The organism is Granulicella tundricola MP5ACTX9 (assembly GCF_000178975.2).
Taxonomy (GTDB): domain Bacteria; phylum Acidobacteriota; class Terriglobia; order Terriglobales; family Acidobacteriaceae; genus Edaphobacter; species Edaphobacter tundricola.
The window spans coordinates 2,204,394-2,228,419 of sequence record NC_015064.1 but is presented as its reverse complement, the minus strand read 5'-3'; the positions used below and the strand labels follow the sequence as shown (position 1 = coordinate 2,228,419).

General features: G+C 61.2%; 20 protein-coding genes. 15 read left to right on the top strand and 5 right to left on the bottom strand.

All coding sequences use genetic code 11. From position 1 onward, the window contains the following. Positions 1-34 precede the first annotated feature (34 nt). From ACIX9_RS09485 to ACIX9_RS09475, 3 genes are all read left to right on the top strand, one after another. On the top strand, positions 35-964 hold the full coding sequence (locus ACIX9_RS09485) for a TraB/GumN family protein (RefSeq protein ID WP_013580259.1): 930 nt from the start codon (positions 35-37) through the stop codon (positions 962-964). A gap of 27 nt (positions 965-991) precedes the next feature. Next, the gene (locus ACIX9_RS09480; protein ID WP_013580258.1) at positions 992-2,008 is read left to right on the top strand and encodes an MBL fold metallo-hydrolase; all 1,017 of its coding nucleotides are present in this window, start codon (positions 992-994) and stop codon (positions 2,006-2,008) included. A 119-nt stretch (positions 2,009-2,127) separates the two neighbouring features. After that, on the top strand, positions 2,128-2,382 hold the full coding sequence (locus tag ACIX9_RS09475) for a helix-turn-helix domain-containing protein (RefSeq protein ID WP_013580257.1): 255 nt from the start codon (positions 2,128-2,130) through the stop codon (positions 2,380-2,382). Between the two features lie 87 nt (positions 2,383-2,469). Here ACIX9_RS09475 and ACIX9_RS09470 read toward each other — a convergent pair whose 3' ends face one another. Then, positions 2,470-3,366, bottom strand: coding sequence for a metallophosphoesterase (locus ACIX9_RS09470; RefSeq protein WP_013580256.1), 897 nt, complete (start codon positions 3,364-3,366; stop codon positions 2,470-2,472). A 73-nt stretch (positions 3,367-3,439) separates the two neighbouring features. Between ACIX9_RS09470 and ACIX9_RS09465 the strand changes: the two genes are divergently transcribed. From ACIX9_RS09465 to ACIX9_RS09440, 6 genes are all read left to right on the top strand, one after another. Next, the gene (locus ACIX9_RS09465) at positions 3,440-4,525 is read left to right on the top strand and encodes a M24 family metallopeptidase (protein ID WP_013580255.1); all 1,086 of its coding nucleotides are present in this window, start codon (positions 3,440-3,442) and stop codon (positions 4,523-4,525) included. Positions 4,526-4,542: 17 nt separating this feature from the next. Next, the gene (gene accB, locus ACIX9_RS09460) at positions 4,543-5,070 is read left to right on the top strand and encodes an acetyl-CoA carboxylase biotin carboxyl carrier protein (RefSeq protein WP_332308600.1); all 528 of its coding nucleotides are present in this window, start codon (positions 4,543-4,545) and stop codon (positions 5,068-5,070) included. A gap of 179 nt (positions 5,071-5,249) precedes the next feature. Further along, a complete protein-coding gene (gene accC / locus ACIX9_RS09455) occupies positions 5,250-6,605 on the top strand; it encodes an acetyl-CoA carboxylase biotin carboxylase subunit (protein ID WP_013580253.1) in 1,356 nt (451 codons plus the stop codon). Positions 6,606-6,700: 95 nt separating this feature from the next. Then, positions 6,701-7,405 (top strand): thiamine phosphate synthase, encoded by a 705-nt coding sequence (locus tag ACIX9_RS09450; protein ID WP_013580252.1) that lies wholly within the window; start codon positions 6,701-6,703, stop codon positions 7,403-7,405. 74 nt (positions 7,406-7,479) lie between these two features. Beyond that, positions 7,480-8,982 (top strand): APC family permease, encoded by a 1,503-nt coding sequence (locus ACIX9_RS09445; protein ID WP_041597027.1) that lies wholly within the window; start codon positions 7,480-7,482, stop codon positions 8,980-8,982. A 40-nt stretch (positions 8,983-9,022) separates the two neighbouring features. Next, a complete protein-coding gene (locus tag ACIX9_RS09440) occupies positions 9,023-10,642 on the top strand; it encodes an amino acid permease (RefSeq protein WP_013580250.1) in 1,620 nt (539 codons plus the stop codon). Between the two features lie 164 nt (positions 10,643-10,806). Here the strand turns inward: ACIX9_RS09440 and ACIX9_RS25725 are convergent, their stop codons facing one another. After that, complete coding sequence (locus tag ACIX9_RS25725; protein WP_013580249.1) at positions 10,807-13,629, bottom strand: hypothetical protein; 2,823 nt, start codon at positions 13,627-13,629, stop codon at positions 10,807-10,809. A gap of 210 nt (positions 13,630-13,839) precedes the next feature. On the opposite strand from ACIX9_RS25725, the gene ACIX9_RS25720 reads away from it, so the two are divergent. From ACIX9_RS25720 to ACIX9_RS09420, 3 genes are all read left to right on the top strand, one after another. Next, positions 13,840-14,145 carry a hypothetical protein gene (locus tag ACIX9_RS25720; protein ID WP_157477435.1) on the top strand — a complete coding sequence of 102 codons (306 nt, stop codon included), beginning with the start codon at positions 13,840-13,842 and terminating at the stop codon, positions 14,143-14,145. 99 nt (positions 14,146-14,244) lie between these two features. After that, positions 14,245-14,685 (top strand): hypothetical protein, encoded by a 441-nt coding sequence (locus tag ACIX9_RS09425; protein ID WP_157477433.1) that lies wholly within the window; start codon positions 14,245-14,247, stop codon positions 14,683-14,685. A gap of 1 nt (position 14,686) precedes the next feature. After that, positions 14,687-16,105, top strand: coding sequence for a deoxyribonuclease II (locus ACIX9_RS09420; protein WP_013580246.1), 1,419 nt, complete (start codon positions 14,687-14,689; stop codon positions 16,103-16,105). Between the two features lie 16 nt (positions 16,106-16,121). On the opposite strand, the gene ACIX9_RS09415 is transcribed toward ACIX9_RS09420, so the two are convergent. Beyond that, the gene (locus ACIX9_RS09415; protein ID WP_013580245.1) at positions 16,122-16,883 is read right to left on the bottom strand and encodes an ABC transporter ATP-binding protein; all 762 of its coding nucleotides are present in this window, start codon (positions 16,881-16,883) and stop codon (positions 16,122-16,124) included. A 34-nt stretch (positions 16,884-16,917) separates the two neighbouring features. Then, positions 16,918-18,333 (bottom strand): efflux RND transporter periplasmic adaptor subunit, encoded by a 1,416-nt coding sequence (locus ACIX9_RS09410; RefSeq protein WP_013580244.1) that lies wholly within the window; start codon positions 18,331-18,333, stop codon positions 16,918-16,920. Between the two features lie 338 nt (positions 18,334-18,671). On the opposite strand from ACIX9_RS09410, the gene ACIX9_RS09405 reads away from it, so the two are divergent. The 3 genes from ACIX9_RS09405 (at position 18,672) to ACIX9_RS09395 (ending at position 22,783) form a co-directional block, all read left to right on the top strand. Next, on the top strand, positions 18,672-20,405 hold the full coding sequence (locus tag ACIX9_RS09405) for a GWxTD domain-containing protein (protein ID WP_013580243.1): 1,734 nt from the start codon (positions 18,672-18,674) through the stop codon (positions 20,403-20,405). Positions 20,406-20,504: 99 nt separating this feature from the next. Further along, entirely contained in the window at positions 20,505-22,328 is a 1,824-nt protein-coding gene (locus tag ACIX9_RS09400; protein ID WP_013580242.1) for a TonB-dependent receptor, read from the top strand. An 8-nt stretch (positions 22,329-22,336) separates the two neighbouring features. Beyond that, on the top strand, positions 22,337-22,783 hold the full coding sequence (locus ACIX9_RS09395; protein WP_013580241.1) for a VOC family protein: 447 nt from the start codon (positions 22,337-22,339) through the stop codon (positions 22,781-22,783). 16 nt (positions 22,784-22,799) lie between these two features. Here the strand turns inward: ACIX9_RS09395 and ACIX9_RS09390 are convergent, their stop codons facing one another. Next, positions 22,800-23,984 carry a glycosyltransferase family 2 protein gene (locus ACIX9_RS09390; protein ID WP_013580240.1) on the bottom strand — a complete coding sequence of 395 codons (1,185 nt, stop codon included), beginning with the start codon at positions 23,982-23,984 and terminating at the stop codon, positions 22,800-22,802. Positions 23,985-24,026: the final 42 nt, after the last annotated feature.

The window sequence follows — 24,026 nt, the reverse complement described above, 5'->3', positions numbered from 1 at the left end:
AGCTACAGCACTATTGAGAGCGATTGGAGATTTGATGTTCAAGGGTTTTGTGTGTGCGGGTCTGGTTCTGGTGGCAGGTCAGGTGGGGGCGCAGGTTGCGCCGAGTGCTGCACCTGCGGCTGCTCCGGCGGTGGTTGCGCCGGCTGCGGTGAAGGCTAATCCTGCGATGTGGAAGGTGCAGGGGGAGCATGAGACGGTGTATCTGTTTGGGACCGTGCATGTGATGAAGCCGGGGGTGGTGTGGCAGACGCCGAAGGTGGCGGAGGCGTTCAAGAAGAGCGATACGCTTTATGTTGAGGTCGCGAAGGTGGACGATCCGGCTTCCATGCAGCCGCTGGTGATGGAACTGGGGATGGATAAGGATCATCCGCTTTCGACCGTGATCTCAAAGGAAGATGTGGCGTTGCTGGATGCGGCGGTGAAGGGGATGGGGTTCCCGGGTGAGGTGGCGATGGAGCCGATGAAGCCTTGGCTCGCCTACATGACGCTGTCCGTGCTGCCGATGTTGAAGGCTGGATATGATCCGGCGAGCGGTGTGGATGTGAAGCTGACGGGGGATGCTAAGGACAGCTCGAAGAAGATTGTGGGATTTGAAACGGCGGATCAGCAACTGCATTACTTTGCGGATTTTCCGGTCCCCGAACAGGTGGCGCTGCTGCACCAGGAGCTGATCGATCTGCCGAAGAGCGGGGCGCAGATGGAGGAGATCATCGGGTCTTGGGAGCGGGGGGACGTGGACAAGATCGGCGAGATGGAAAATGGGGAGTTTCGGGCGAAGTATCCGGAGCTTTACAAGAAGCTGGTGGTGGAACGGAATGCTCGCTTTGCGGATGAACTGGCTACGCTGCTGAAGAGCGACAAGCCGGGGGTGGCGTTTGTGGCGATTGGGGCGGCGCACCTGGCGGGGCCGGATAGCGTGCAGCATGACCTGGAGGCCAAGGGGTTCAAGGCGGTACGCGAGTAGTTTCAGGGAGAGGTGCATCCAATCAGCATGCGGACGTTGGAACGGGCGAAGAAGAGTGGGAAGAAGTTTGAGAATGTGGTGCCGACTTCGGTAGGTGACCTGTCGTTGATGTTGAAACTGCTGCCGATGTATGTGACGAACAAGGCGGAGACGGAGCCTAAGGGTGGGCTGGGGCCGTTTCGGACGGATGCGCAGGTGTATGGTGCGGAGCCGGAGAGTGGGCTGAGGGTGACTTGGTTTGGGCACTCGTCGACGCTGGTGGAGATTGACGGAGTGAAGCTGCTGACGGACCCGGTTTGGGATCTGCGTGCGGCTCCGGTGCAGTGGTTTGGGCCGAAGAGATTTTTTGCGCCAACGATTCCGCTGGAAGAGCTGCCGGCGATCGATGCGGTGGTGATCTCGCATGATCATTATGACCACCTGGGGGCGGGTACGGTGAAGGCGCTGGCTGCGATGCGGCCGGAGATGCGGTGGATTACTTCGCTGGGGGTGGGGGCGGATTTGCGGAAGTTTGGGGTGCGGGCGGACCGGATCACCGAGCTGGATTGGACGGAGAGTTTGGTGGTCAAGGGGGTGAACGGGGCGGAGGCTACGGTGACTTCTGTGCCTTCCCGGCATTTCTCCGGGCGCAGCTTGACGAATCGGTTTGAGACGCTGTGGGCGGCTTTTGTGTTTGGGGGTGCGAAGCATAGGGTTTATTACGGTGCGGACTCGGGCGAGTGGGACGGGTTTCCGGCGATCCAGAAGGCTTACGGGCCCTTCGACCTGACAATGCTGGAGGTTGGGGCGTTCAATGAGCTTTGGAAGACGATCCACCTGGGGTCGGAGGGGGCGGTGAAGGCGTTTGAGGAGCTGGGGGGCGGGGTGCTGATGCCGATCCACTGGGGTCTGTTCAACCTGGCGCTGCATGGGTGGCGGGAGCCGATTGAAGAGGTGACGAAGCTGGCGGATGAGCAGGGAATTACGCTGTTTTCACCGGGGCCGGGGGAGCCTACGGAGTTTGTGGCGGGGCAGGAGGTTCGGTCGGGGTGGTGGCGGCCGTAATCTTTGTGGGGGGTGACGAAGTTGCCAAGTGCCTAGATTAGATATTGTGCGGGGGGCTCGGAGTGAGTACAAAGGGGGTACGCAACCAGCCGTGAGCGGGGCGTGTGAGGGATTTGGCGATGGCAAGTGCTGTCCATACGATGCTGCGTGAGGTGATGGATATCCGGCAGGCGTCGGACTATCTGGGGATCAGCGGCGATACGCTTTACCGTTATGCGAGCGAGGGGCTGATCCCGGCGTTCAAGCTGGGGAACCGCTGGCGCTTCAAGCGTAGCCTGCTGGATGCCTGGATGGTGGAGAAGAGCGGCGTGCGCGAGCCTGGGCCGGTGAGCGTAATGCCTAAGGAAAAGAAGCCTGTGGGCCGGGCTCGCTAGGGTCCCACCCCCATTCAAATTAGCTTGCAAAGTCTTCATTCCAGATGACTTATTCGCACTATGGCACGCACTTTATTTTAAGTGCGGTCAGGCGGGGCGGAGGGTGGCTACTGTGATCTCCGGCGGGCAGTTAAGGCGGAAGGGAAGGCCTACTGTGCCCAGACCGCGGTTGACGTAGAGCTGCATAGGGCCGAAGTTATAGTGGCCTTCCGTGTAGATCTCTCCCATGGTTGGAAGTGCGGCTTTGAAGGGGCGGAGGCCGGGGAGACGGATCTGTCCACCGTGGGTGTGGCCGGAGAGGACCAGGTCTACGAGCTTGCCGCGGGGATGTTTGACGATGGCATCGACGTAGTCGGGCTCGTGGGCCATGACGATGACGGGGGCGTCCGGGCTGGGGGGCATGACGAGATCGAGATTTGGATGGCCGCTGAGGATGTCGTCCAGGCCGCCGAGCCAGAGGTGCTGACCGCCGCGTTCGATGCGGGTGAACTGGTTGACGAGGAGCGGGATTCCGTTGTTCTGCAGGTGGTCGCGGACGACGAAGGGGTCGAGAACGGCGTCGTGGTTGCCGAGGATGCCGAAGCGCTGGGGGCAATCGAGTGCATTGAGCAGGGCTCCGCAGCGGCCGGCGGCGGCGAGGGAGACGCGCGTGGACTGGATGCCGTTGGTGACGTAGTCGCCGGTGATGAGGACGAGGTCCGGGGCGAGGGCGTTGACGCGTTTGACCACCTGGGTGAGGAAGAACTCTTCAGTAAACTCTTCAAGGTGAATATCGCTGATCTGGACGAAGCGGAAGCCGTTGAAGGCGGGGGGCAGGTTGCGGATGGCAAAGGTGCGTTGGGTGACGTCGATGTGGTGGCGGGCGAATTCGCCGGAGTAGAGGGCGACGCCGGCTGCCGCGGCTGCGGAGCCGAGGAGGAAGTTGCGGCGGGTGTGGCGGGTGGGAGCGGATTGGGAACGCGAGGCCGGGGAAACGACTGGCATAGTTCATGATACCGGGTTGGGCGGGTTCTGGTCCTCTGCGGGCGGGAGGGCAAGTCCGGTAAGATGGGGGTCGATGATACCTACGGCACGGAAGAGGAAGTTGGCGGCTGCGATTGCGAAGAGCGGTGCAGAGGCCTTGCTGGTGACGAACCTTGCGGATGTTCGCTACCTTTCAGGATTTACCGGCTCCAATGCCGTGATTGTCATGCGGGGCGGGCGGGGGACGCTGTTTACGGACGGGCGCTATACGGCGCAGGCGGCGGCAGAGGTCGACGGGCTGAAGGTCGTGATTGCGGATCAGCCGGTGGTCCCTACGGCTTGTGCGTGGGCGGTGGCTGAGGGAATTTTGAGCTGCGGGTTCGACGAGACGCAGACTACAGTGGCGGCGCTCGATGGGCTGAAGGCGGCGTTGCCGGCGAAGCTGCGCAAGAGTTTTTTTGTGGCTGTGGGTCCTTTGATTGCGAAGCTGCGCGAGATCAAGGACGAGGACGAGATCGACCGGATGCGGGAGGCCGCGGCACTGGGATGCAGGCTGTTCGATGAGTGCCTGGAGCATGTGGTGGCTGGGGCGACCGAGATGGAGGTCGCAATGGCGCTGGAGTACATGGCCAGGCTGAACGGTGCGGAGAGGATGAGCTTTGAGACGATCATTGCGGGCGGGGAACGGTCCGCGCTGCCGCATGGACGGGCTACGACAGCGAAGATTCCGAAGCGCGGCTTTGTGACGATGGACTTTGGCGTGGTGCTGAATGGGTACTGCTCCGATATGACCAGGACCGTTCACATGGGCCGGGCGAAAGCGGGTGAGCGCGAGGCGTATGAGGCGGTGCTGGCGGCGCAGGAGGCGGGTGTTGCCGCGGTGAAGGCGGGTGTGACGGCGCAGGCTGTGGACCAGGCCGCTCGCGGGGTTCTGGAGGGTGCGGGGCTGGCGGAGTGGTTTACGCACTCCACCGGGCATGGGGTTGGAATCGAGATTCATGAGGGGCCGAGGCTGGGTAAGAAACAGGAACAGAAGCTGAAGGCCGGAATGGTAGTTACAATTGAACCCGGCGTTTATATGCCCGGGAAGTTCGGCGTACGCATCGAAGATACGGTGCTGGTCACGGTTGAGGGATGCGAGATCCTGACGCCAACAACAAAGGCCTGGATTGAACTGTAGAGTTTTGCACGGGAGACATGATGCAAGGTAATGAGTTGAAGGATTTTCTGAAGGAACTGATTGAGTTCCTGAAGTCGCAAGAGGTTGCGGAGTTTGACCTGGAGCAGGCGGACCTGAAGGTTCGGTTGAAGTTTGCAGGGGAGCCGGTGCCGGCTGCCCCGGCGTTTGATATGGCGCAGTTGGCGCGGATGATGAGTGCGAACCAGGCCCCGGTTATGGCTGCTCCGGCGCATGTGGCTCCGAGCCACGCTGTGGGCGAGGCTCCGGCGGCGGCTGCCGCTGCTCCGGTGATTGAGGACGCGAAGCATCACGTGGTGAAATCTCCGATTGTGGGGACGTTCTATGATGCTCCTTCGCCGGGCTCGCCTTCGTTTGTGAAGGTTGGAGACGTGGTTGAGGTTGGGCAGGTCTTGTGCATCGTCGAGGCGATGAAGCTGATGAACGAGATTGAGTCCGATATGGCGGGCGAGATTGTGGAGCGGATTGCGAAGGCCGGACAGCCGGTGGAGTATGGACAGCCGCTGTTTGCGATCAAGGCTAAGTAAAACAGACAAAGGATTACCACGGATAGAAGGGATAGAGGACGGATAACAGCGGATCGAAGCTAGAACTTTCTGCTTACCTTTTTTAGGGGTCGTTTTTCGTTTTATCTTGCCTTTATCCCATTTCTCTTTTTATCCGTGGTGAGTTTTTTTGAGTGAGGCGTCATTAGGAAGGGTTGGGCATGTTTCGTAAGGTACTGATTGCTAATCGGGGTGAGATTGCGCTGCGGGTGATCTCGGCTTGCAAGGAGATGGGGATTCGGACGGTCGCGGTGTATAGCGAGGCGGACCGGAACAGCCTGCATGTGCGGTTTGCGGATGAGGCTATCTGCATTGGGCCGGCGCGGAGTGCGGAGAGCTATCTGAATGTGCCTGCGGTGATCTCCGCGGCTGAGATTGCGGATGTGGACGCGATCCATCCGGGATACGGGCTGCTGAGCGAGAATGCGAACTTTGCCGAGGTTTGCCGGGCGAGCAATATCAAGTTCATTGGACCTCCGCCGGAGGTGACGCGGATGATGGGCGAGAAGTCCACCGCGCGGCAGACGATGAAGAAGGCTAAGGTGCCGATTCTGCCGGGGTCCGATGGCGTGATCGCCAATGAAGATGAGGCGCTGGAGTGGGCGCGGTCGGTTGGCTATCCGGTTATTTTGAAGGCGGTGGCTGGCGGCGGTGGACGTGGCATGCGCATCTGCCGGAACGCGGCGGAGTTGCCGAGCATGTATCAGCAGGCTTCCACCGAGGCTGCCAATGCTTTTGGCAACGGCGATATGTACATGGAGAAGTTCATCGAGAGGCCACGGCATATCGAGTTCCAGGTGCTGGCGGATGAGCATGGGAACGTGATGTCGCTTGGGGAACGTGAGTGCTCGATTCAGCGGCGGCACCAGAAGCTGATTGAGGAGGCTCCAAGCCTGCAGATTACGCCCAAGTTGCGGGCTGAGCTGGGTAAGGTGATTGAGCGGTCGCTCAAGGATATTGGGTATTGGAACGCCGGGACGATCGAGTTTCTGATGGATGAGGATGGCAAGATCTACTTCATCGAGATGAATACGCGTATCCAGGTGGAGCATTGTGTCACCGAGATGGTTACAGGTGTGGACCTGGTGAAGGCCCAGTTGCGGATCGCCATGGGCGAGAAGCTTTCGGACATCGTGCCGAAGGTGCCTGAGATTCGGGGGCACGCGATCGAGTGCCGCATCAATGCGGAGCATCCGGAGAAGTTCACGCCGTCCGCAGGCAAGATTACGGCTTTCAATCTGCCGGGTGGCAATGGCGTTCGGGTGGATACGGCGCAGTATGCCGAGGGTGTGGTGCCGCCGTACTATGACTCGCTGATTGCGAAGCTGATCTGCCATGGCAAGGATCGGGAAGAGGCTATGGACAAGATGCAGCGGGCTTTGTCACAGTTCGTTGTGGAGGGGATTCATACGACGATTCCGCTGCATAAGAAGATCTTTGCCGATCCGGAGTTTCGGTCGGGGCAGTTCGATACGAAGTTCATGGAACGGTTCTTTGAGCGGCAGGGACAGAGCTAGAGCAAAGGCGTAACGCGGACAAGAGGGATAAAAGCGGGATAAGAGAGGAGCCTCGGTGTTTCGTGGTTTCTCTCTTTCTTTTTTGGGGGGCTTGGATGAAGGGACTTTATGCGATTGCGGATGTGGGGGTGCTGGCGCGACGGGGGATGGGGCTGCGGGTGTTTGCGGAGGGGTTGAAGGCTGCTGGGGTGGGGGTGGTGCAGTTGCGGGATAAGGATGGGTCGCCTGAGGGGGTGCTGGCCGGGGCCCGGGTGTTGCGGGAGGTGTTTGCGGGGACGGATTCCTTGTTGGTGATGAATGATCGGGTGGATCTGGGGTTGCTGGCGGGTTTCGGTGGGGTGCATGTGGGGCAGGGGGATTTGTCGGTGGAGGATGCCAAGGCGGTTGCCGGGCAAAGCGAATCACAGAGGGCACAGAGGAAAGACGAGGAGGACACGGAGAGGAAGTGGGTGGTGGGGGGTTCTACGCATACCGAGGATGAGGTTCGGGTTGCGGATGTGGGGGCTGCGGATTATGTGGCGGTGGGGCCGGTCTTTGCTACGGGGACGAAGGCGGATGCTAGTCCGGTGGTGGGGCTCGAAGGGGTGCGGCGGGCTCGGGCGCTGACGGGGAAGCCGCTGGTGGCGATTGGGGGGATTACGTTGGCGAATGCCCGCAGTGTTGTGGACGCAGGGGCGGATATGGTGGCCGTGATCACGGGGTTATTTGTGCCGGGGCGGACGGTAGAGAGTGTGGCTTGGGAGTTTGGGAAGATTTGTGTTGAGGTTGAAAGAGAAAAGACACAAACAAGGATTTTCTGAGAGTTCATCGCTATAAGCTCTAAGCTGTAAGTTTCGATGGGGCGGTTCCGCAGTTTCTGATAGAACAAGGGGACATGAATACAACAATAGAGACAAAGTTGGATACGTCTGCGCCGCAGTTTGTGCGGGGGATGGGGCTGTTTTCAGCGACCGCGATTGTGATGGGCTCGATGATTGGGTCCGGGATCTTTATTGTTTCGGCGGATATGAGCCGGACCTTAGGTTCGCCCGCGCTGCTGATTGCAGCCTGGTTGGTGACCGCTGCGATGACGATCATCGGGGCGCTGAGCTATGGGGAGCTGGCGGCGATGATGCCGAAGGCGGGCGGCCAGTATGTTTATCTGCGTGAATCGCTGGGGCCGCTGTGGGGCTTTTTGTATGGTTGGACGTTGTTCCTGGTGATCCAGACGGGGACGATTGCAGCGGTCGGAGTGGCGTTTGGGAAGTTTCTGGGGGTGTTCTTTCCCGGAGTGAGCCAGACGCGGTGGATTTGGCACTTAGGTAGCGGGAACGTTGGGCTGAATACGGCTAACCTGACGGCGATTGTGATGATTACGCTGCTGACGCTGCTGAATACGTTTGGCGTGAAGCTGGGGGCGGCGGTGCAGAATATTTTTACTTCTGCGAAGGTGCTGGCGTTGCTGGCGGTTGTGGGAGTGGGGTTCGTGGCCAAGAACGCCGCGGCGATGGCTACGAACTTTGGGGCTGGCTGGCATAACTTCTGGGTTGGCGCGGGTCTGGGGACGATGCATTCGATTGCGGTGGGATCGTTCTGGCCGGGGACGCATGATGCGGTGGCGATTGTGGGTGCGTTGACTGCGGTGGCGGTGGTGCAGGTGGGATCGCTGTTCAGCTCTGACTCATGGAATAACGTAACGTTTACGGCCGGGGAGATCGAGAATCCGAAGCGGAATCTGCCGCTCTCGCTGGTGCTGGGGACGGGTGTGGTGCTGCTGCTGTATATCGCCTGCAACTTTGTTTATCTGAGCGTGCTGCCGCTTGCGGCGATCCAGAATGCTCCGCAGGACCGCGTGGCTACGGCGGTCATGGAAGCGGCGTTTGGGGGGATTGGCGCGAAGCTGATGGCGGGGGCGATCCTGATCTCGACGTTTGGGTGCGTGAATGGGCTGGTGCTGGCGGGGGCTCGGGTTTACTACGCGATGAGCAAGGATGGGCTGTTCTTCAAGGGTGTGGGGAAGCTGAGCGAGAAGAGCGGGGTGCCTGTGAACTCGCTTTGGGTTCAGTGGGGTTGGACATGCCTGCTTTGCCTGAGCGGGAGCTATGGGCAACTGCTGGATTATGTGATCTTTGCGGTGCTGATCTTCTATATTTTGACGATTGTGGGGCTGTTTGTGCTGCGGCGGACGCAGCCGGATGCGCCCAGGCCGTACAAGGCGATTGGGTATCCGGTGCTTCCTGCGCTGTATATCGTGATGGCGACATGGGTTTCTGTTGTACTCTTGCGTTACAAACCACAGTACACATGGCCGGGATTGATCCTGGTGCTGCTTGGGGTGCCGGTATACCTTGTGTGGCGTCGGAGCAGCGGCGGAAATGTGACTGTAGACGAAGTTTGAAGTCGAAGTACTAACCCAGGTTCGAGGAGCAAGAAGACGCATGGCCAATTTGTTTGCGAAGAAGACGATGAACGTGTTGATGGCGGAGGCGGATGAGCATGGCTCGCAGACGCTGGAGCGATCGCTTGGACCGTTTTCCCTGACTGCGCTGGGTATCGGCGCGGTGATCGGGGCGGGAATCTTTGTTCTGAGCGGGCTGGGTGCGAAGACGGCGGGGCCGGCGTTGATGCTGGCGTTTGTGCTGTCGGGGTTCGGATGCGCGTTTGCAGGTCTCTGCTATGCGGAGTTTGCGGCGATGATTCCGCTGGCTGGCTCGGCCTATACGTATGCGTATGCGACGCTGGGCGAGTTGTTTGCGTGGATTATCGGGTGGGATCTGACGCTGGAGTACGCGATGGGCGCGAGCACGGTGAGCTCGGGCTGGTCGAACACGTTTGTCGAGTTTCTGGCGATCTTTCACCTGAAGTTTCCGCTGTGGCTGGCGTATGACCACTGGACAGGACTGAAGAAGGCGTTTGAGAGTGTGGGCCGGAAGACCGTAATGGCAGAGCATCCGGACTACGCGTCCGGGACGAAGGCGTTCAGCGATGCGCTGGCAGCGCTGCTGGCACATCCTTCCGCGCAGCTTACGGCGAGCGCTCATGCGCTTCTGAATGCGCCGAAGATCGGCGGGATCGAGCTTGGTTTCAACCTTCCGGCGTTTCTGATTGCGCTGTTGATTACGACCGTGCTGGTGATCGGCATCAAGGAGTCGGCACGGTTCAACGCCGGCATCGTGGTGCTGAAGCTGGCGGTTGTGCTGTTTGTGCTGGGGCTGGGTTCGCACTATGTGAACAAGGCGAACTGGGGCTCTGACTGGCATACATTTGCGCCGTTCGGCGTGGGTGGGATTGGGCTGGCGGCTGGACTGGTGTTCTTCTCGTACATCGGGTTCGACGCGGTCTCCACGACGGCGCAGGAGGCGAAGAATCCGCAACGGGATATGCCGATCGGCATCATTGCTTCACTGGCGATCTGCACGCTGCTTTACATCGGCGTGGCTGCGGTGCTGACGGGCATGGTGTACTGGCCGGAGATCAACATCGAGGCTCCGATCGTGCGGGCGTTCCTGGATCGCAATCTAAACTCGGCTGCAAACGTGATTACGATTGGCTCGCTGGCTGGGCTGACAAGCGTGATGCTGGTGATGCTGCTGGGTCAGAGCCGTGTGCTGTACTCGATGGCGAAGGACGGGCTGCTGCCGAAGGGCTTCTTCGCGGACATTCACCCGCGGTTCCGTACGCCGTGGAAGGGTACGATCCTGGCTGGATTTATTGCGGCGATCGTTGGGTCGGTGACGCCGATCGACGACATCGGCAAGATGGTGAACATTGGAACTCTGTTTGCGTTTGTGATCGTCTGCATTGCGGTGATGGTGCTGCGTCATAAAGATCCGGATCGGCATCGTCCGTTCCGTACTCCGCTGGCGTGGCCAATTCCGGTGGTGCCGGTGCTGGGTATCCTGTTCAACGGCTACATGATGGTCGAGCTGGGGGCGGCGAACTGGATTCGGCTGGTGGTCTGGCTGCTGATCGGGCTGGTGGTTTACTTCAGCTACAGCCGGAAGCACAGCAAGGTGCAGGCTGCTTTGTTGAAACAGGGACTAGAGCCTAGTGCCTAGGGACTAGCGATCGGAGCCAGTGTGGTCCGGGGTAAGAATGATGTCGCTGAGAGGTCCGGCTTTGGCCGGGCCTTTCTGTTTGTGGCAGGGATGGGAATGCGTAACGCGGACAAGAGGGATCGATACGGATAAAGGCGGATACAGCGCCCTCGGCTCGGAAGCTTCTATGGCTGCGGAGCGGGCTGTGGGGTTGGTGCGGGCTGGGTGGCAGGGGGAAGAGCGGCTGGGTGGACCGCTGAGGCGTGTGTGGTGGTGGGATGGGCCGGTGCGGGGGGCGGGGTCATGGCGAGGGTGACCTGCTGGATGGCGGTGGGGTCGTCACGCAGGCGCAGGTAGAAGGTGGGGCTGGTGAGGTGGGGGATGGCGAGGGTGGTATCGACGAAACCCTCCGGGACGGTGGTGGGGTCGGTGAAGGCGATGGAATCGGCGATGGAATCGATGAGGTACAAGGACTGGCCGGTGAGGAGGCAGGAGGCGTTGGGCTCCTGCGAGTGCGTGCCGGTGCACTGGAGCTGCGAGAGGGTGGGGAGGCGGACGATGGTGGCGAGCGGGAGCCAATCGCCTACGGTGCCATCCTGGGCGACGGCGCGGATGCGGAAGGGGCCGAAGGACGATGGGCCGAAGGTCTTGAGAGGGTCGAGCGTGGCGAGGATGGTGTGGGAGTCCTGGAGGACGAGAGAGTTTTCCTTGATGGAGAGTTTGGTCTGGAGGGTGGCGTCGGCGTTGGAGATCTCGATCTGCTCCGAGCGATCAAACTTGGCCTTGGATTTGAGGAAGAAGACGAGCTGCGAGCCGAGTGGAACCTCATCCGGGGAAGAAAGCTGGATGGGAGATGGCGTGGCCTGGGTGATGCGACGGGAGAGAATGGAGACGGCGGGGCGGGGTGGGAGAGCGTCGGTGGAGACGTCCACTGTGCGGCCGTCCTGGAGCTGGACCTGGGCGGAGAGATGCTCGCCATTTTTGACCTGGGGAGACTTGGCGTCCTTGGCCAGCTCAAGAGTGAGGGCTGCGGAGGTGGGTTTGGGGGCGGGCTGGTCCGGGTCTGCCGCTGCGGGGGCCTGCGGGATGAAGATGGCATCCTTTATGGTGAGCTGCTTGACCTCGTCCAGTCCGTGACCGGTGAGCTGGACCGTCGAGTCGCCGTTGTGGAATTGCATGGCTTCAATCTTGGCGGGCTCTGAGAAGGTCTTGGTGCCGAGCTGATCTGCTTTGACCTGGCCGAACTGCTGGATGGCGAGCTGGATGGAGCCCGGGGTTGCAGCGTGCTGGAGGTTGAGGGTGAGGTCGACCGGATGGACGGCGGGCTGCGGCGGAGGGAGAGGCTGCGCGGGCTTGACCTCGGCGGTCACGGGCTTGGAGTCTACCGGCGCCCGGGGGGGCACGGCGACATCCTTTGCAGACGGGGTCTCGGGTGTTGGGGTGGCGGCGTGCGCTTCAGAATGGTCAGGGAGGTCGGCTTTTTCGTCTACCTTCCAATCGATCTTCTGGTCGCCGGGTTCAAGCTGCATGGACTGAATGCAGGCGGTGCCGGAGGAGGCAATCTGCAGATGGTTAGGCTGGCCGGCGATCAGGTTTTCCGGCGTGGAGGGAGAGCGGACGATGTGCCAGTTGCCGCCGGGGGTGGCCTGGAGGACGAGGGTAGGGCCGATGAACGAGTCGAAGCCCCAGAGACCTTTGACCGTGCCGGTGATGGGCTGGGTGGGGACGGGTAGGCTGGCAGTGGACTTGGGTGGCTGCGGGGCGTCGGAACGAGTGGGCGTGGGGGCGGTGCCTGCGTCCGGGAGTTCGCGGCGGCCGGGCGTGGATTGCGAGATGGTGAGGCCGCCCTGGAAGGCGTCGGGAGAGAGGGGTACGTCGGGCTGGCCGTTGGGTGCGGCGGTGCCAGCGGGAAGGTTGAGGTGCAGGACCATCTGGTGGGCGAAGGAGGTGGAGAAGACCAAGGGCGCGCCGTCGATGGGGAGAACCATCTTGGGATCGAGCAGGCAGGAGGTGTGATTGGGCTCGGCCGGGCGGAGCGGCGGCAGGGTGGACTTCTGGACTGCAGGTAGGCCGATGACGATGACGGATTTGGGGTTGTGGAAGGAGGGTGGGGTGTTGAGGCGGAGGTTGAGGCTGGACTGGTCCGGGAAGGCGATGGCCGGGATGTACTGGTACTGCGCCGTGTGCAGGGAGCTGGTGAGACGGATGAGGTCTACGACCGCGCCGACGTATGCGGAGTAGGTCCCGGCACCGGCGAGCTGGGTGTAGGAGGCCTGGTTGATGAAGTCGGAGCCGGGGCCGTTGGAGAGGGACGCGACCACGGTCTGGCCGTGGCCGTCATCAAGCAGGGACTGATTGCCGGTCTGGGTGAGGCAGTTGAATTGCTGGTCGATGGGACGCTTGAAGCACTCGGGATTGGGTTTCAGGTTGAGGGTGCGGGCGAGGAGGTTGGAGTGCTCGGTGAGGGCTGCGGGGTCACCGGGCGCAACCTGCTTCATCTCTGCGAGATATTTTTCGATGCGGGCCTGCTCGAAGCCGGCCTCGGTGAGGTCCTGGGAGGCGCGGACGAAGATGCCGGGGCGACCTTTGACTGCAGAACGGAGGGTGGAGAAATCGCCTCCGGTCTCAGGAGCGAGGAAGAGGACAGCCTGCTGGGCTTCGTCCGGCACGGTGATGAAGGCGCCTTCTTCCCGGACCTTCTTGTTCCAGGTCTCGATGCGGACGAACCAGTTGTCCGGTGGCGGGTTGGTGGTGCCGCGGAGGAAGACGGCGATGAGGAGGTAGTGGACGGACTGGGTGGTGGGGAGATCGGGATGAAGCCAGATCTGGTCGCCGGGCTGGAGATTGGGGACGAGCGCGATGGGGAGGGTGACGCCGTTACGGGTGACGCGGACATCGATTTTGGGACCGGCAAGGTCAAAGCGTGCGTCGGCGGATGCATTTTGAGCCGAGGAGAGGCAGAGGAACAAGAGAAGCAAGGCCGGGAGTCGGCTGAGGAGCTTGGCCATATCAGTAGTTTAGACGGTGCAAGGGGGCCGTAAGGTCGCATGGAGCGTTGCGTGGATGACGAATGGGGTTCCCGGGCGGGGGAACGGGTGGGGGTGTTTGAACAAATAGATTGTGCGGGAGAGGCGTGGATGCTAGGATGGCCGACATTCCCCCGTACCTCCCGGTCGCTGTCCTTTATTCCGATTTCTACTTCTATGATTTCTCTTCGATTGATTCGATTGGAAGGGGCTTGTCTTGCGACAGCGCTGATCTTGCTGCTGGCGTACCTGATGGTGGCTCGACGGATCAACCTGAAGGGATTGCTCGGGAGCGGCAGCGGGTTTGCGGGTTTAAAGCTTGAGCGAGTACTGCTGCTGGTTGTGACGGTGGTTGTGAGTTTGAAGTATGCGATTGACCTTGTGACGGACGGCAGTGGGACGATGCCGGGGATCGGGCTGTGGTGGCTGATTTTGTTTGGGGCGAGCTGTGCGGTTTACCTGATTGGGACGTGGCTGCGGGTTGCTCGCGGGCGTTAGCTGGGCAGAGAGATTTAGAGGATGAAAGGTGTGGCGGAAATGTACATCGGACTACAGGGTTGTGAGACTTGCCTGGCTTCAAACGAGAAGCTGATCACATTGAAGTTGATCGCAGGATATGGCGTGTGCGGCTTCCTGGGGATTCTATCGTTTGTGCTGCTATGGATGGTATGGACGGGCAAGATCGACCTGGATGCGCTGGTGTCCGAGGTCAATGGACAGGCGAGCGTCTCGCGGTTTCAACTGGTGATCTTTACGATCGTGATTGCGCTGGGGCTGTTCATCCTGACGATTCAGGATGGGAAGTTTCCGGAGATTTCGGCACAGATTCTGATTCTGCTTGGGATCAGCTCGACGACCTATGCGGTGGGCAAAGGGATCTCTTACAGCCAGCCGGGTGTTTTGAACGCGGCAGGGGACCAGAAGACCGTCAAGGATATCTCCGCGACCGGGGCGGCAGCGATTGCGACGCCGGATGGAGTGGCTGCTGAAGGCGCGCCGAATCCTGTGGCTGCTCCTGCTGCTGGACTAGGCGAGTAAGATGGCGCCCGCGAAGGTTACGAAGACGGCAAGCGGGACTGGAACGGGCGGCAGCCTGGTGCGTAAGCTCGGGCCTGCGGCACCGATTCTGCTGGCGGCGAGCAGTCTGCTGTTTCCATTGCACCATCCTGCTCCGGGGGCTAAGGGGCCGGTCAAGACGGTGGCGGTGCCGGGTGCGGGTGGGTCGGCCAGCGCAGCGGGGAATACGCTTGCGGGGCTAAACTGCGGCGGAACCGGCAAGACCGCTTGCGCGCAGCCGTATCCGCTGCTGGCGGCGGGGCATCCCGTGGACTGGTTCTTTGTGTTCAAGCTTAATGCGCAGGCATTTCCTGGTTGCGCGGGCGGGGATACACGGACGTGCCCGTTTGGCGGGACGAAGCAGGATTCAGATAAATATGCGCACTTCAGCCAGCAGTTTGTTTATGCGAGCAGCGAGGCGCACACGCTGCAGACTGGCGGGAATGAGTGCCTGGGGACAACCGAGCAGGACCCGGTGGGCGCAACGTACGACGAGATCTATAACGGCAGCTATCACTACGTGGTGTGGAACGATCAGCCTTATGGCGATCCGACGAAGCCTTGTGGGGTGGGGGATTCGTGCAGCTCTGCATGGGCGCACTCCAAGGGGATGCTGGCCTGGAACGACGCGGGCGAGGGCATGGTGATGCAGGTGTCGACGCCGGAGTGGCCGCTATCCGGGAGTGCGAAGCATGCGCGTGCTGCCGGCGGCACGCTGGGGTGCCTGGAGAAGGATAACGACGTTGAGGTGAGTCAGCACTTCTTCGCGCTGCGGCTGACCGAGCCGGACCTCGAGCTGGTGCTGGCGGGGCTGGACAATGCGAGTATCGCGACCGACACCACCAATCTGCAGGTGGTGAACAACGGTGGCCCCGCACGGGTGTCCGCCCTGGTGTCCGGGCTTGTGACCGGGCCAAAGGGAACCGGGGTGGTGACGGGGATGCTTTCGACTGGGGTGGAGATGATCTCAAAGCCCGGCAAGCTGCAGGTTCCGCCGTGGCAGATGGTCTCGGCTGAGCTGGGCGGGGTTTCACTGCATGTGGCGAACTGGTGGACGCTGCCGGACATCATCCCGAATACGACGGCTTCCACCCCGATCCATTGCTGGGATTCGAGCTTAGGGCCTAGCGGAGCGGTGGTGAGCGCCACGGCGGGGGTGTGGAACAAGACTTCCTTCGGGCTGCTGGGGGGATCGAACCCGAACGGAAACCATGCCAAGGTGGGAGTCTCGACCTCCGGGCCGGCCCCTTATGTGATCTTTGGCGATATGAACCAGGAGGGCTCGCTGAATGGGCCGGACTGCTCGCCGAGCCAGAACGGACGGGGCGGCACGTTCTACGTCATGCAGGACGCGGACCTGCACACCAGTGTGTCAGGGCTACTTGGAGCGACGGCGAACTAAGCTGCTAGCTTGTCTTCTAGCTTGTCTGCGCGGCGTGGCGGGCGGAGGGGTGATCGCTGGAGACGACGCCGTCGCGGATGGTGACGATGCGGTGGGCGTACTCGGCGATATCGGGCTCGTGGGTGACGAGGACGATGGTGTTGCCCTTCTCATGGAGCTCAGCGAAGAGGGCCATGATCTCGACGCTGGTCTTGGAGTCGAGGTTTCCGGTGGGCTCGTCGGCGAGGATTATGCTGGGGCGATTGACCAGGGCGCGGGCGATGGCTACGCGCTGACGCTGACCACCGGAGAGCTCATTGGGCTTGTGCATCATGCGGGGTCCGAGGGAGACCTGTTCCAGGACCTCCTTAGCTCGTGCGGTGCGCTCCGCGGCCGGGGTGCCGTTGTAGATGAGGGGCAGCTCCACGTTGTGGAGGGAGGTTGCGCGGGCCAGGAGGTTGAAGGTCTGGAAGACGAAGCCGATCTCCTTGTTACGGATGCGGGCGAGCTCGTCGTCGTTCAGCTCCGAAACGTTGTGGCCGTTGAGCCAGTACTTGCCCTGGGAGGGTGAGTCCAGGCAGCCGATGAGGTTCATCAGGGTGGACTTGCCGGAGCCGGAAGGGCCCATGATGGCGACGTACTCGTTGTGCTTGATGCGAAGGTTGACGCCGCGCAGGGCGTGGACCTGCTGGTCGCCCATCTCGTAGGTCTTCCAGAGATTGCTGGTGACGATGACCTCGCCGGCGACGGGGCCTTCGGCGTTGATGAGGGTGGGGTCGATTGCGGGTGCGGTGGCCATGGGTGTCTCCGGTGCTGTCTGGTGCGAGAAAGACTTAGGACTTGGACGTGTCGGCGAGGGTGTCGGGTGTGTTGTCGATCTTGACGAGTGTTCCGCTCTTCAGCGTGCGCAGGACCTTGTACTGACCGGTGACGATGATGTCTCCCGTCTTAATGCCGGAGAGGACCTCGATATCGGTTGCGCCGGTGACGCCGGTGCTGACGGGAGTGAAGGTCACCCGGTGTTTGCCGTGGTCTGTGGTCAGGAGATAGAGACCCTGCACGAGATTGGGCTTGGCATGGCTGGCGGCGGGCGTGGCCGTGGCAGAGGGTGCGTGAGGCTTGCCCGCGCTGGCGGAGAGGGCCTTCTCAGCAGCGGGATCACGCTGGACGAGCGCCTGGATGGGAATAGTGATGGCATCGGGGCGGCGGGCCGTGGTGATCTTTGCGGTGGTGGAGAGGCCGGGGCGGAGCTCATCGTTGTTCTGGCCGTCTACGTTGTCGATGGTAACGACGACCTTGAAGTCCTTGGCCTCTTCCGTGCCGGTGGTGGACTGGCTGGTGGCGACGCCGGTGGTGCGGAGCAGGGCCTGGTCGCCCACCTCTGTGACGTGGCCCTTGAAGATGCGGCCGGGCAGGGCATCGACTGTGATCTCCGCGGTCTGGTTCATCGCGACGTTGACGATGTCGGTCTCATCGACCTTGACCTCCGCGGTGATGACGGACATATCGGCAAGGGTCATGAGGGTAGAGCCCTCTGCGTTCTGGATGCCGATGACCATCGTCTCGCCCTCACGGACGGGGACGTTGGTAACGAGGCCGTCGAAGGGCGCACGGGAGACGGTCTTATCAAGCGCATCGAAGTTGGAGCGCTGGCTGGCGACGGCCTGGTTGACCATCGCTCGCTGGGAGTTGGTCTGGGCCCTGGCCTGGGACTCGGAGGCGATGCGCTGGTCGAGCGTGGCGACGGAGGCGTCGTAGACGGCCTTCTTGGCGTCGAAGTCCTGCTTGGCGATGAGCTTGTCGTTATAGAGCTCTAGGGCGCGGTCGTAGTCGAGCTTGCGCTGCTCGAGATCTGCCCTGGCGGCGGCGATGTTGGCGTGAGCGGTCTGCTCTGCTGCGACGTCCGCGGTGACGTTGGTCTTGGAGCTGGCGATGGTGGCCTGCTGAGCCGCGACCGTGGCGGTGGGCTGGATATTTTCCACCGTGGCCAGGGTGGCGCCCTTCTTGACGTGGTCGCCTTCCTTCACGTTGAGGTGCGTGATGCGGCCAAAGGCAGTGGCGCCGATATTGACGTAGGTCTTGGGCTTGATCTGGCCGGTGCCGGTGACGACGGAGATCAGGTCCTGGCGGCCGACGGTGGCGGTCGTGACCTTGACGACGTTGGCCTGGCTTTGCAGGATGGAGAAGGTGGCGATGCCTGCGAGGGCGAGCACGACGACGACGATGATGGCGATTTTCTTGAAGCTCATTGCGGGTCAGGCCTTTGGCGTACACGGAACGGTAGGGATGATCCTAAGAATACGGCTTTGGAGGGAATACGCAGAGGTGAATCTGTTGGTTCCATTGAATTTATTCGGGACGGGATGAACAAGATGAGGAAGGGAGTACCAGAAAGATACGCCGAGTTCCTTACCTTCGAAGAAGTTCGTCGTCCAATCCGGATACAGGGGTACTGTTCGGCTGAAATCAGGATGGCTTGATTGAGAAATTGCTCACCAGAGGCAGTTTGCGGGATGCCAGTCGGGGTTTGTATGTTGCCCCATTTCAGCCTACAATTCTCTGTAATCAGCAGGAGCAGGACTTTAATATGAATTTTCCCTTGGTGCGTACGGTACGACTGGTTTTTGGCGTGGCTGCTTTGTCGATGATGCTGGCAGGTGGGCAGACGCTGCACGCGCAGAATCCGGGCCAGGACGGCGTGACCAAGGTTCCGGTACAGAAAGATAAGCCGGACCCGACGGAGCGTCCGCGCACCGATCAGGAGACCCGTTCCGCACAAAAGGGCATGAAGCAGGAGCTTAAAGGCTCCTACAAGACCTGGGTGGATCAGGACGTGCGCTGGATCATTACGGACCAGGAGCTTTCCGCGTTCAAGCATCTTTCGAACGACGAGGAGCGCGACCAGTTCATCGAGAACTTCTGGCTGCGCCGGAATCCGAATCCCGACTCCCCTGATAACGAATATCGCGAAGAACACTACGCGCGCATCGCCTACGCGAATGAGCACTTTGCCGCCGGTAAGGCTGGCTGGCGCACGGATCGTGGACATATCTATATTGCGTACGGCAAGCCGGACAATATCGACTCACACCCCAGCGGCGGTAACTACGAGCGGCCAATGGAAGAGGGCGGCGGAAGCACGTCGACGTTCCCGTTTGAGATCTGGCACTACCGTTATATCGAAGGCATCGGCGACAACATCGATGTGGAGTTCGTCGACACCTGCATGTGCGGCGACTACCACATGACGCTGGACCGCTCTGAGAAGGACGCGCTGAAGCATACGCCGGGCGCGGGCCAGACGCTGTATGAGCAGATGGGTCAGGCCAAGCAGGCGGACCGCTTCTCGGGCGGCGGGTTGGAGCAGCTTGGTACGGGACCGATGTCTCAGCAGAACGCCTCCAAGCAGTTCGACCGGCTGGATCAGTTTGCCAAGCTGGGCGCGGCGCCGGTGATCAAGTTCAAGGATCTCGAGTCGTACATGGTTTCGTCCAAGATTCTGACGGGGCCTCCGTTCCTGTTCGACGTCCGGACCGACTACGTGAAGGTCACCAACGACACTGTGCTGGTGCCGTTGACGCTACAGATTCATAACAAGGACATCACCTTCAATACGAAGGACGGCGTTTCAACCGGAACAGTCAACATTTTGGGGCGCGTTTCCAACCTGAATCACCGCGTGCTGCAGACGTTTGAAGAGCCGGTGGCTGTACAGGTTCCGAGCGAGCTGCTGGGGCAGACGCAGACACAGAGTTCCGTGTATTGGAAGGCAATTCCGCTGCGTCCAGGTCTGTACAAGGTCGATATCGTGATCAAGGACGTGAACAATCCGGATCACATCGGTCGCTGGCAGCGTAGCGTCAATGTTCCGAAGTACATCGACGACGAGCTTTCTCACTCTTCCCTGATCCTGGCGGATCGCATGGAGCGCGTGCCTTCGAAGGAGATTGGCGCGGGTAACTTCGTCATCGGGAATACGCGGATTCGTCCGCGCGTGCCGACCGGCGTGGCTGTGCCGATTGCGTTTCATCGCAACCAGAACCTGAACTTCTGGATGCAGGTTTATAACCTTGGCATCGGCGCGAACAAGCAGAATGGCGCGACGATCGAATACCAGATCCGCGATCTGGCCACGAACAAGGATGTTTTGGACACCTCCGAGCAGACGGATAAGTTGAATCCGAATGCGGATCAGGTGACGTTGGAGAAGAGCTTACCGCTGGCCAGCCTGACACCAGGCAAATATGAGGTCAGTATCAAGGTGAATGACGGCGTCAGAAAGCAGCAGATTGCAGAGACGGCATCATTTACAGTGGATTAATGAACTAGGCGAGTCCGCCGCATTTGGATCGATCGACACGCAGAGGTCAAGCGATGAACGACGATCCGGCGGACGAGTGTAGGGACTCTATTGTTCGCGATGGAGAACCATTTGGAGAAGGCCATCGGCGCGCAGAGGATACCTTTGCAGCGAACCCAGGGAAGTCAGAACGAATCCGGTGTGGCAGTGCTCGGTCTTGTCGCCGCACTGTGCTTTTTGGCACAGCCGAGCCGGGCTGCATACGCTTCCTCCGCGGAGGAAGGCGGGGCGGCTCTGACGGGTGTGGTTCGGGACGCGCAGGGTGTAGCACAGATGGGTGCGCTGGTGCAGGTGGTGGCGGCGAACGCTACGACGATTGCAACCGCTTTTACGGATCAGCAGGGGCGTTACAGCATCGCAGGACTGCTGCCGGGTAAGTACCAGGTGCGTGCGAGTGCCGCGCTGCTGGTTCCCGCGACTCGCGGAAATCTTCAATTACAGATGGGCTCGCGGTCGGTGGTGGACCTGACGCTGGCTGCGCTGTTCGATACGGCCTCTTGGCTTCCGGCCAGCCGACGCCGCGCGGATGAGCCGCAGGATAGCTGGAAGTGGACTCTACGCTCCACGGCGAATCGGCCGATCCTGCGCTTTGACGACGATGGATCGTTGATCGTGGTGGGTGCGCCTGAGTCCCGGGCCGCGGCGAGGGTTGAGGCTCGCGGAGCTGTGACGGGCGAGGCTGGGGAGTTCGGTCAAGATAGCGTCCGGAGCGAGCTTGAACTGCATGAGGCGTTCGCCAATGGCGCTGTAGGGATGGTGAGGACTTCGGTCGGTTCCTCTCCAAACAGCATGGCCGGTGCGGGCGGCGCGCCGTCCATGGAGATCGACGCGGAGTATGAACGTGCGGCTGGCTATGGTGGCAGAAGCCGCACGGCGGTGAGCTACGGGTCGTATGCCAATCTGGTTGGTCCTGACGGGACTGCCGGGCTCCAGGTGCTGAAGCTGCAGAGCGGACAGCAGATGGCGCTGGGTGAGGATGTCGAGCTTGAAGTGGGTGGTAGCGTTGAGGGGGTTCGGGGCGGGGGCTCCTATGCACTGGCGACTCATCCGTTTGTGCGGCTGACGGCGCATCCGGGCGGATCGTGGAGACTGCAGTACCGCATGGCGACCGACCGGGCGACGCAGGAGTTTGCAGACATTTCAGCTCGGCGGCAGGAGGCTCCGGCTGCGCTTGCGCAGAATGGGCAGATGCTGCTCGAGCAGGGCAGGCACCAGGAGATTTCAGCTTCGCGCAAGGCCGGCCGGGCCGTGGTCGAGGTGGCCTACTACCACGATGCGATGGTGAACACGGAGGTCGCGGGCGGCTTTGAGCAGGGAATTTCAAGCTCGGCTGCAGGGCCTTCGGACGCGGAGGCGAACCCGCTGCTGGTGGATCAAGCTTCCGGCGGCTTCCGAACGCTGGGTTCGGGTTACACCTCAAACGGTGCGCGGTTTACGGTTTCCGTTCCTCTGGCTCCTGATTTCTGGGTTGCGGCTGAATACGCTACGGGCGATGCGCTCGCCTCTGAAGCTGGGGACGCGACTTCTGTGGCCGAGGCGGTTTCAGGGCTGAAGGCCAGGAGTTCGCAGGCTGCTGCAGTCTCGGTCAAGGGCAAACTGGCTCGGTCCGGAACCAGCATTCGGGCGTCGTATCGCTGGCAGCCGGATGGTACGGTGACGGCGGTCGATCCTTATGGTGCGATGAGCGATCAGGCTTACCTGAGCTGCGTGGTTCGGCAGCATCTGCGCTGGAAGGATCATCTTCCGCAAGGGCTTGATGCGACGATCGATGTGACGAATCTGCTGGCGCAGGGCTATCGTCCATTTATCTCGGCGGACGGTCATACGCTCTACTTCGCGCAGGCTCCGCGAACGATCCAGGCTGGACTCTCCTTCAACTTCTAAGGCTTTGTATGAGCGATCCGGGGCCACTTCGTCTGCACCATGTGGGGTATTCGACGAAGGCGATCGACGTAACGGCGGCGTTGTACGTCGCGCGTTATGGCTATACCTTAATCACTGAAATTATTCATGATCCGCTACAGACGGCCTTCGTACAGTTTGCACGACTGGATGGCGACTCGTCTTACCTGGAGTTTGTTGCGCCGGACGGGCCGGGCAGCAAGCTGACGGCGGCGTTGAAGCGCGGTGGAGGGTTGAATCACCTTTGCTATAGCTGCGGACGTCTGGAGGATGCGATCGCGGAGCTCGAAGCGACGGGGATGAAGCTTGTCTCAGAGCCTAAGCCGGCGGTGGCGTTTGCAGGGCGGCGCATCTGCTGGCTGGTGGGGGAAGATCCGCTGGGGATCGAACTGGTGGAACGGCGGGATGATCGGGACCTCTGCGTGCCCGGCTTATAAGCCAGATTGAGAGACTTCAGGGCTCGTTACGTTCCGTACGGACCCACGCACTATCCTTGCGGGCAGCCTTGCGGGTGCTGGGAATCATGAGGATCTTCCAGAGCATATAGCCCGGTGCGAAGGCAAGGGCCTTGAGCGTCTGGGCCGGCTCTGGGCCTAGGGTGGCCGCGACCAGAATATAGAGCAGAAGGGTGCAGAGACCCAGGGTGGCGTAGGCGCCAAACCAGGGAAACGGAAACCAGAAGGACGGGATCAGGAGCAGCAGCAGCAGTGCGCCTTCGGTCGCGAGGGGGAGCGAACGCAGGTCGAGGAGCGGCTCGATCATGCGGAGGCGGCCGCGCAGGACTTCGTTCAGGAGCGGCATCGTCCATTGGCGGCGCATGAGGAGGCGGCCACCCTCCCAGCGGGCGCGTTGGGTGGATGAAGCTGCGGAGGTATCGGGCATCTCGCCAAGGACGCTGGCGTGGTCGAGGAAGTCGACGCGAATGCCGGCGCGGATCAGGTGCAGGTGGTACTCGAGGTCTTCTACGACGGAGTTGGCAAGATACGGTACCGCCTGAAGCGTCTGAGCGGAGAGCGCGAAGCCGTTGCCGAAGATGCCGCAAGAGAGGCCAAGGCGGGCTCGGCCACGGGGACGCAGGACGTTGATGCCAAGGAAGGCCAGGCTCATCAAGCGGGTGCGCGTGGTGTTGCCGGGGTTGGCAACCATGTATCGGCACTGAAGAGCCTGTGAGCCGGCGGCGAGCGCGGCCGTGACGGCGGAGGTGAGGTTGGCGGAGATGATGGAGTCGGCGTCAATGACCAGGACTGCGTCCGCGCCGGCTGCGAGCGCCTGAGTAAAACCATAGTGGAGAGCCGTGCCTTTGCCCCCGATCGTGTCGTTCAGGATCAGCGCCTGAGCCCCGGCGGCGGTTGCGCACTGGGCTGTGGCATCGGTGCAGTTATGCGCGATGACGAGGACGGTAACGTTGGGTGCGCTGGAGCTGACGATGCTCCGGACGCAGGCGACGATGAGTCGTTCCTCATTGTGCGCGGGGATGACGACGGTGAGGCCGATGGACTCAGGAGATCGCGATCCTGTCAGAGGTTTTGGAGGGAGCAGGGCGGCCAACGACAGCGCAAGGAGCTCGATGACAAGCGGCAGGGTGGCCAGCAGGAGGGCTATGCCCAGGAGAATGAGGAGAACATGGAGGATAAGCACGGTCTCTCTTGCAGACTCCTGACTGCGACGGGACTGGGATTG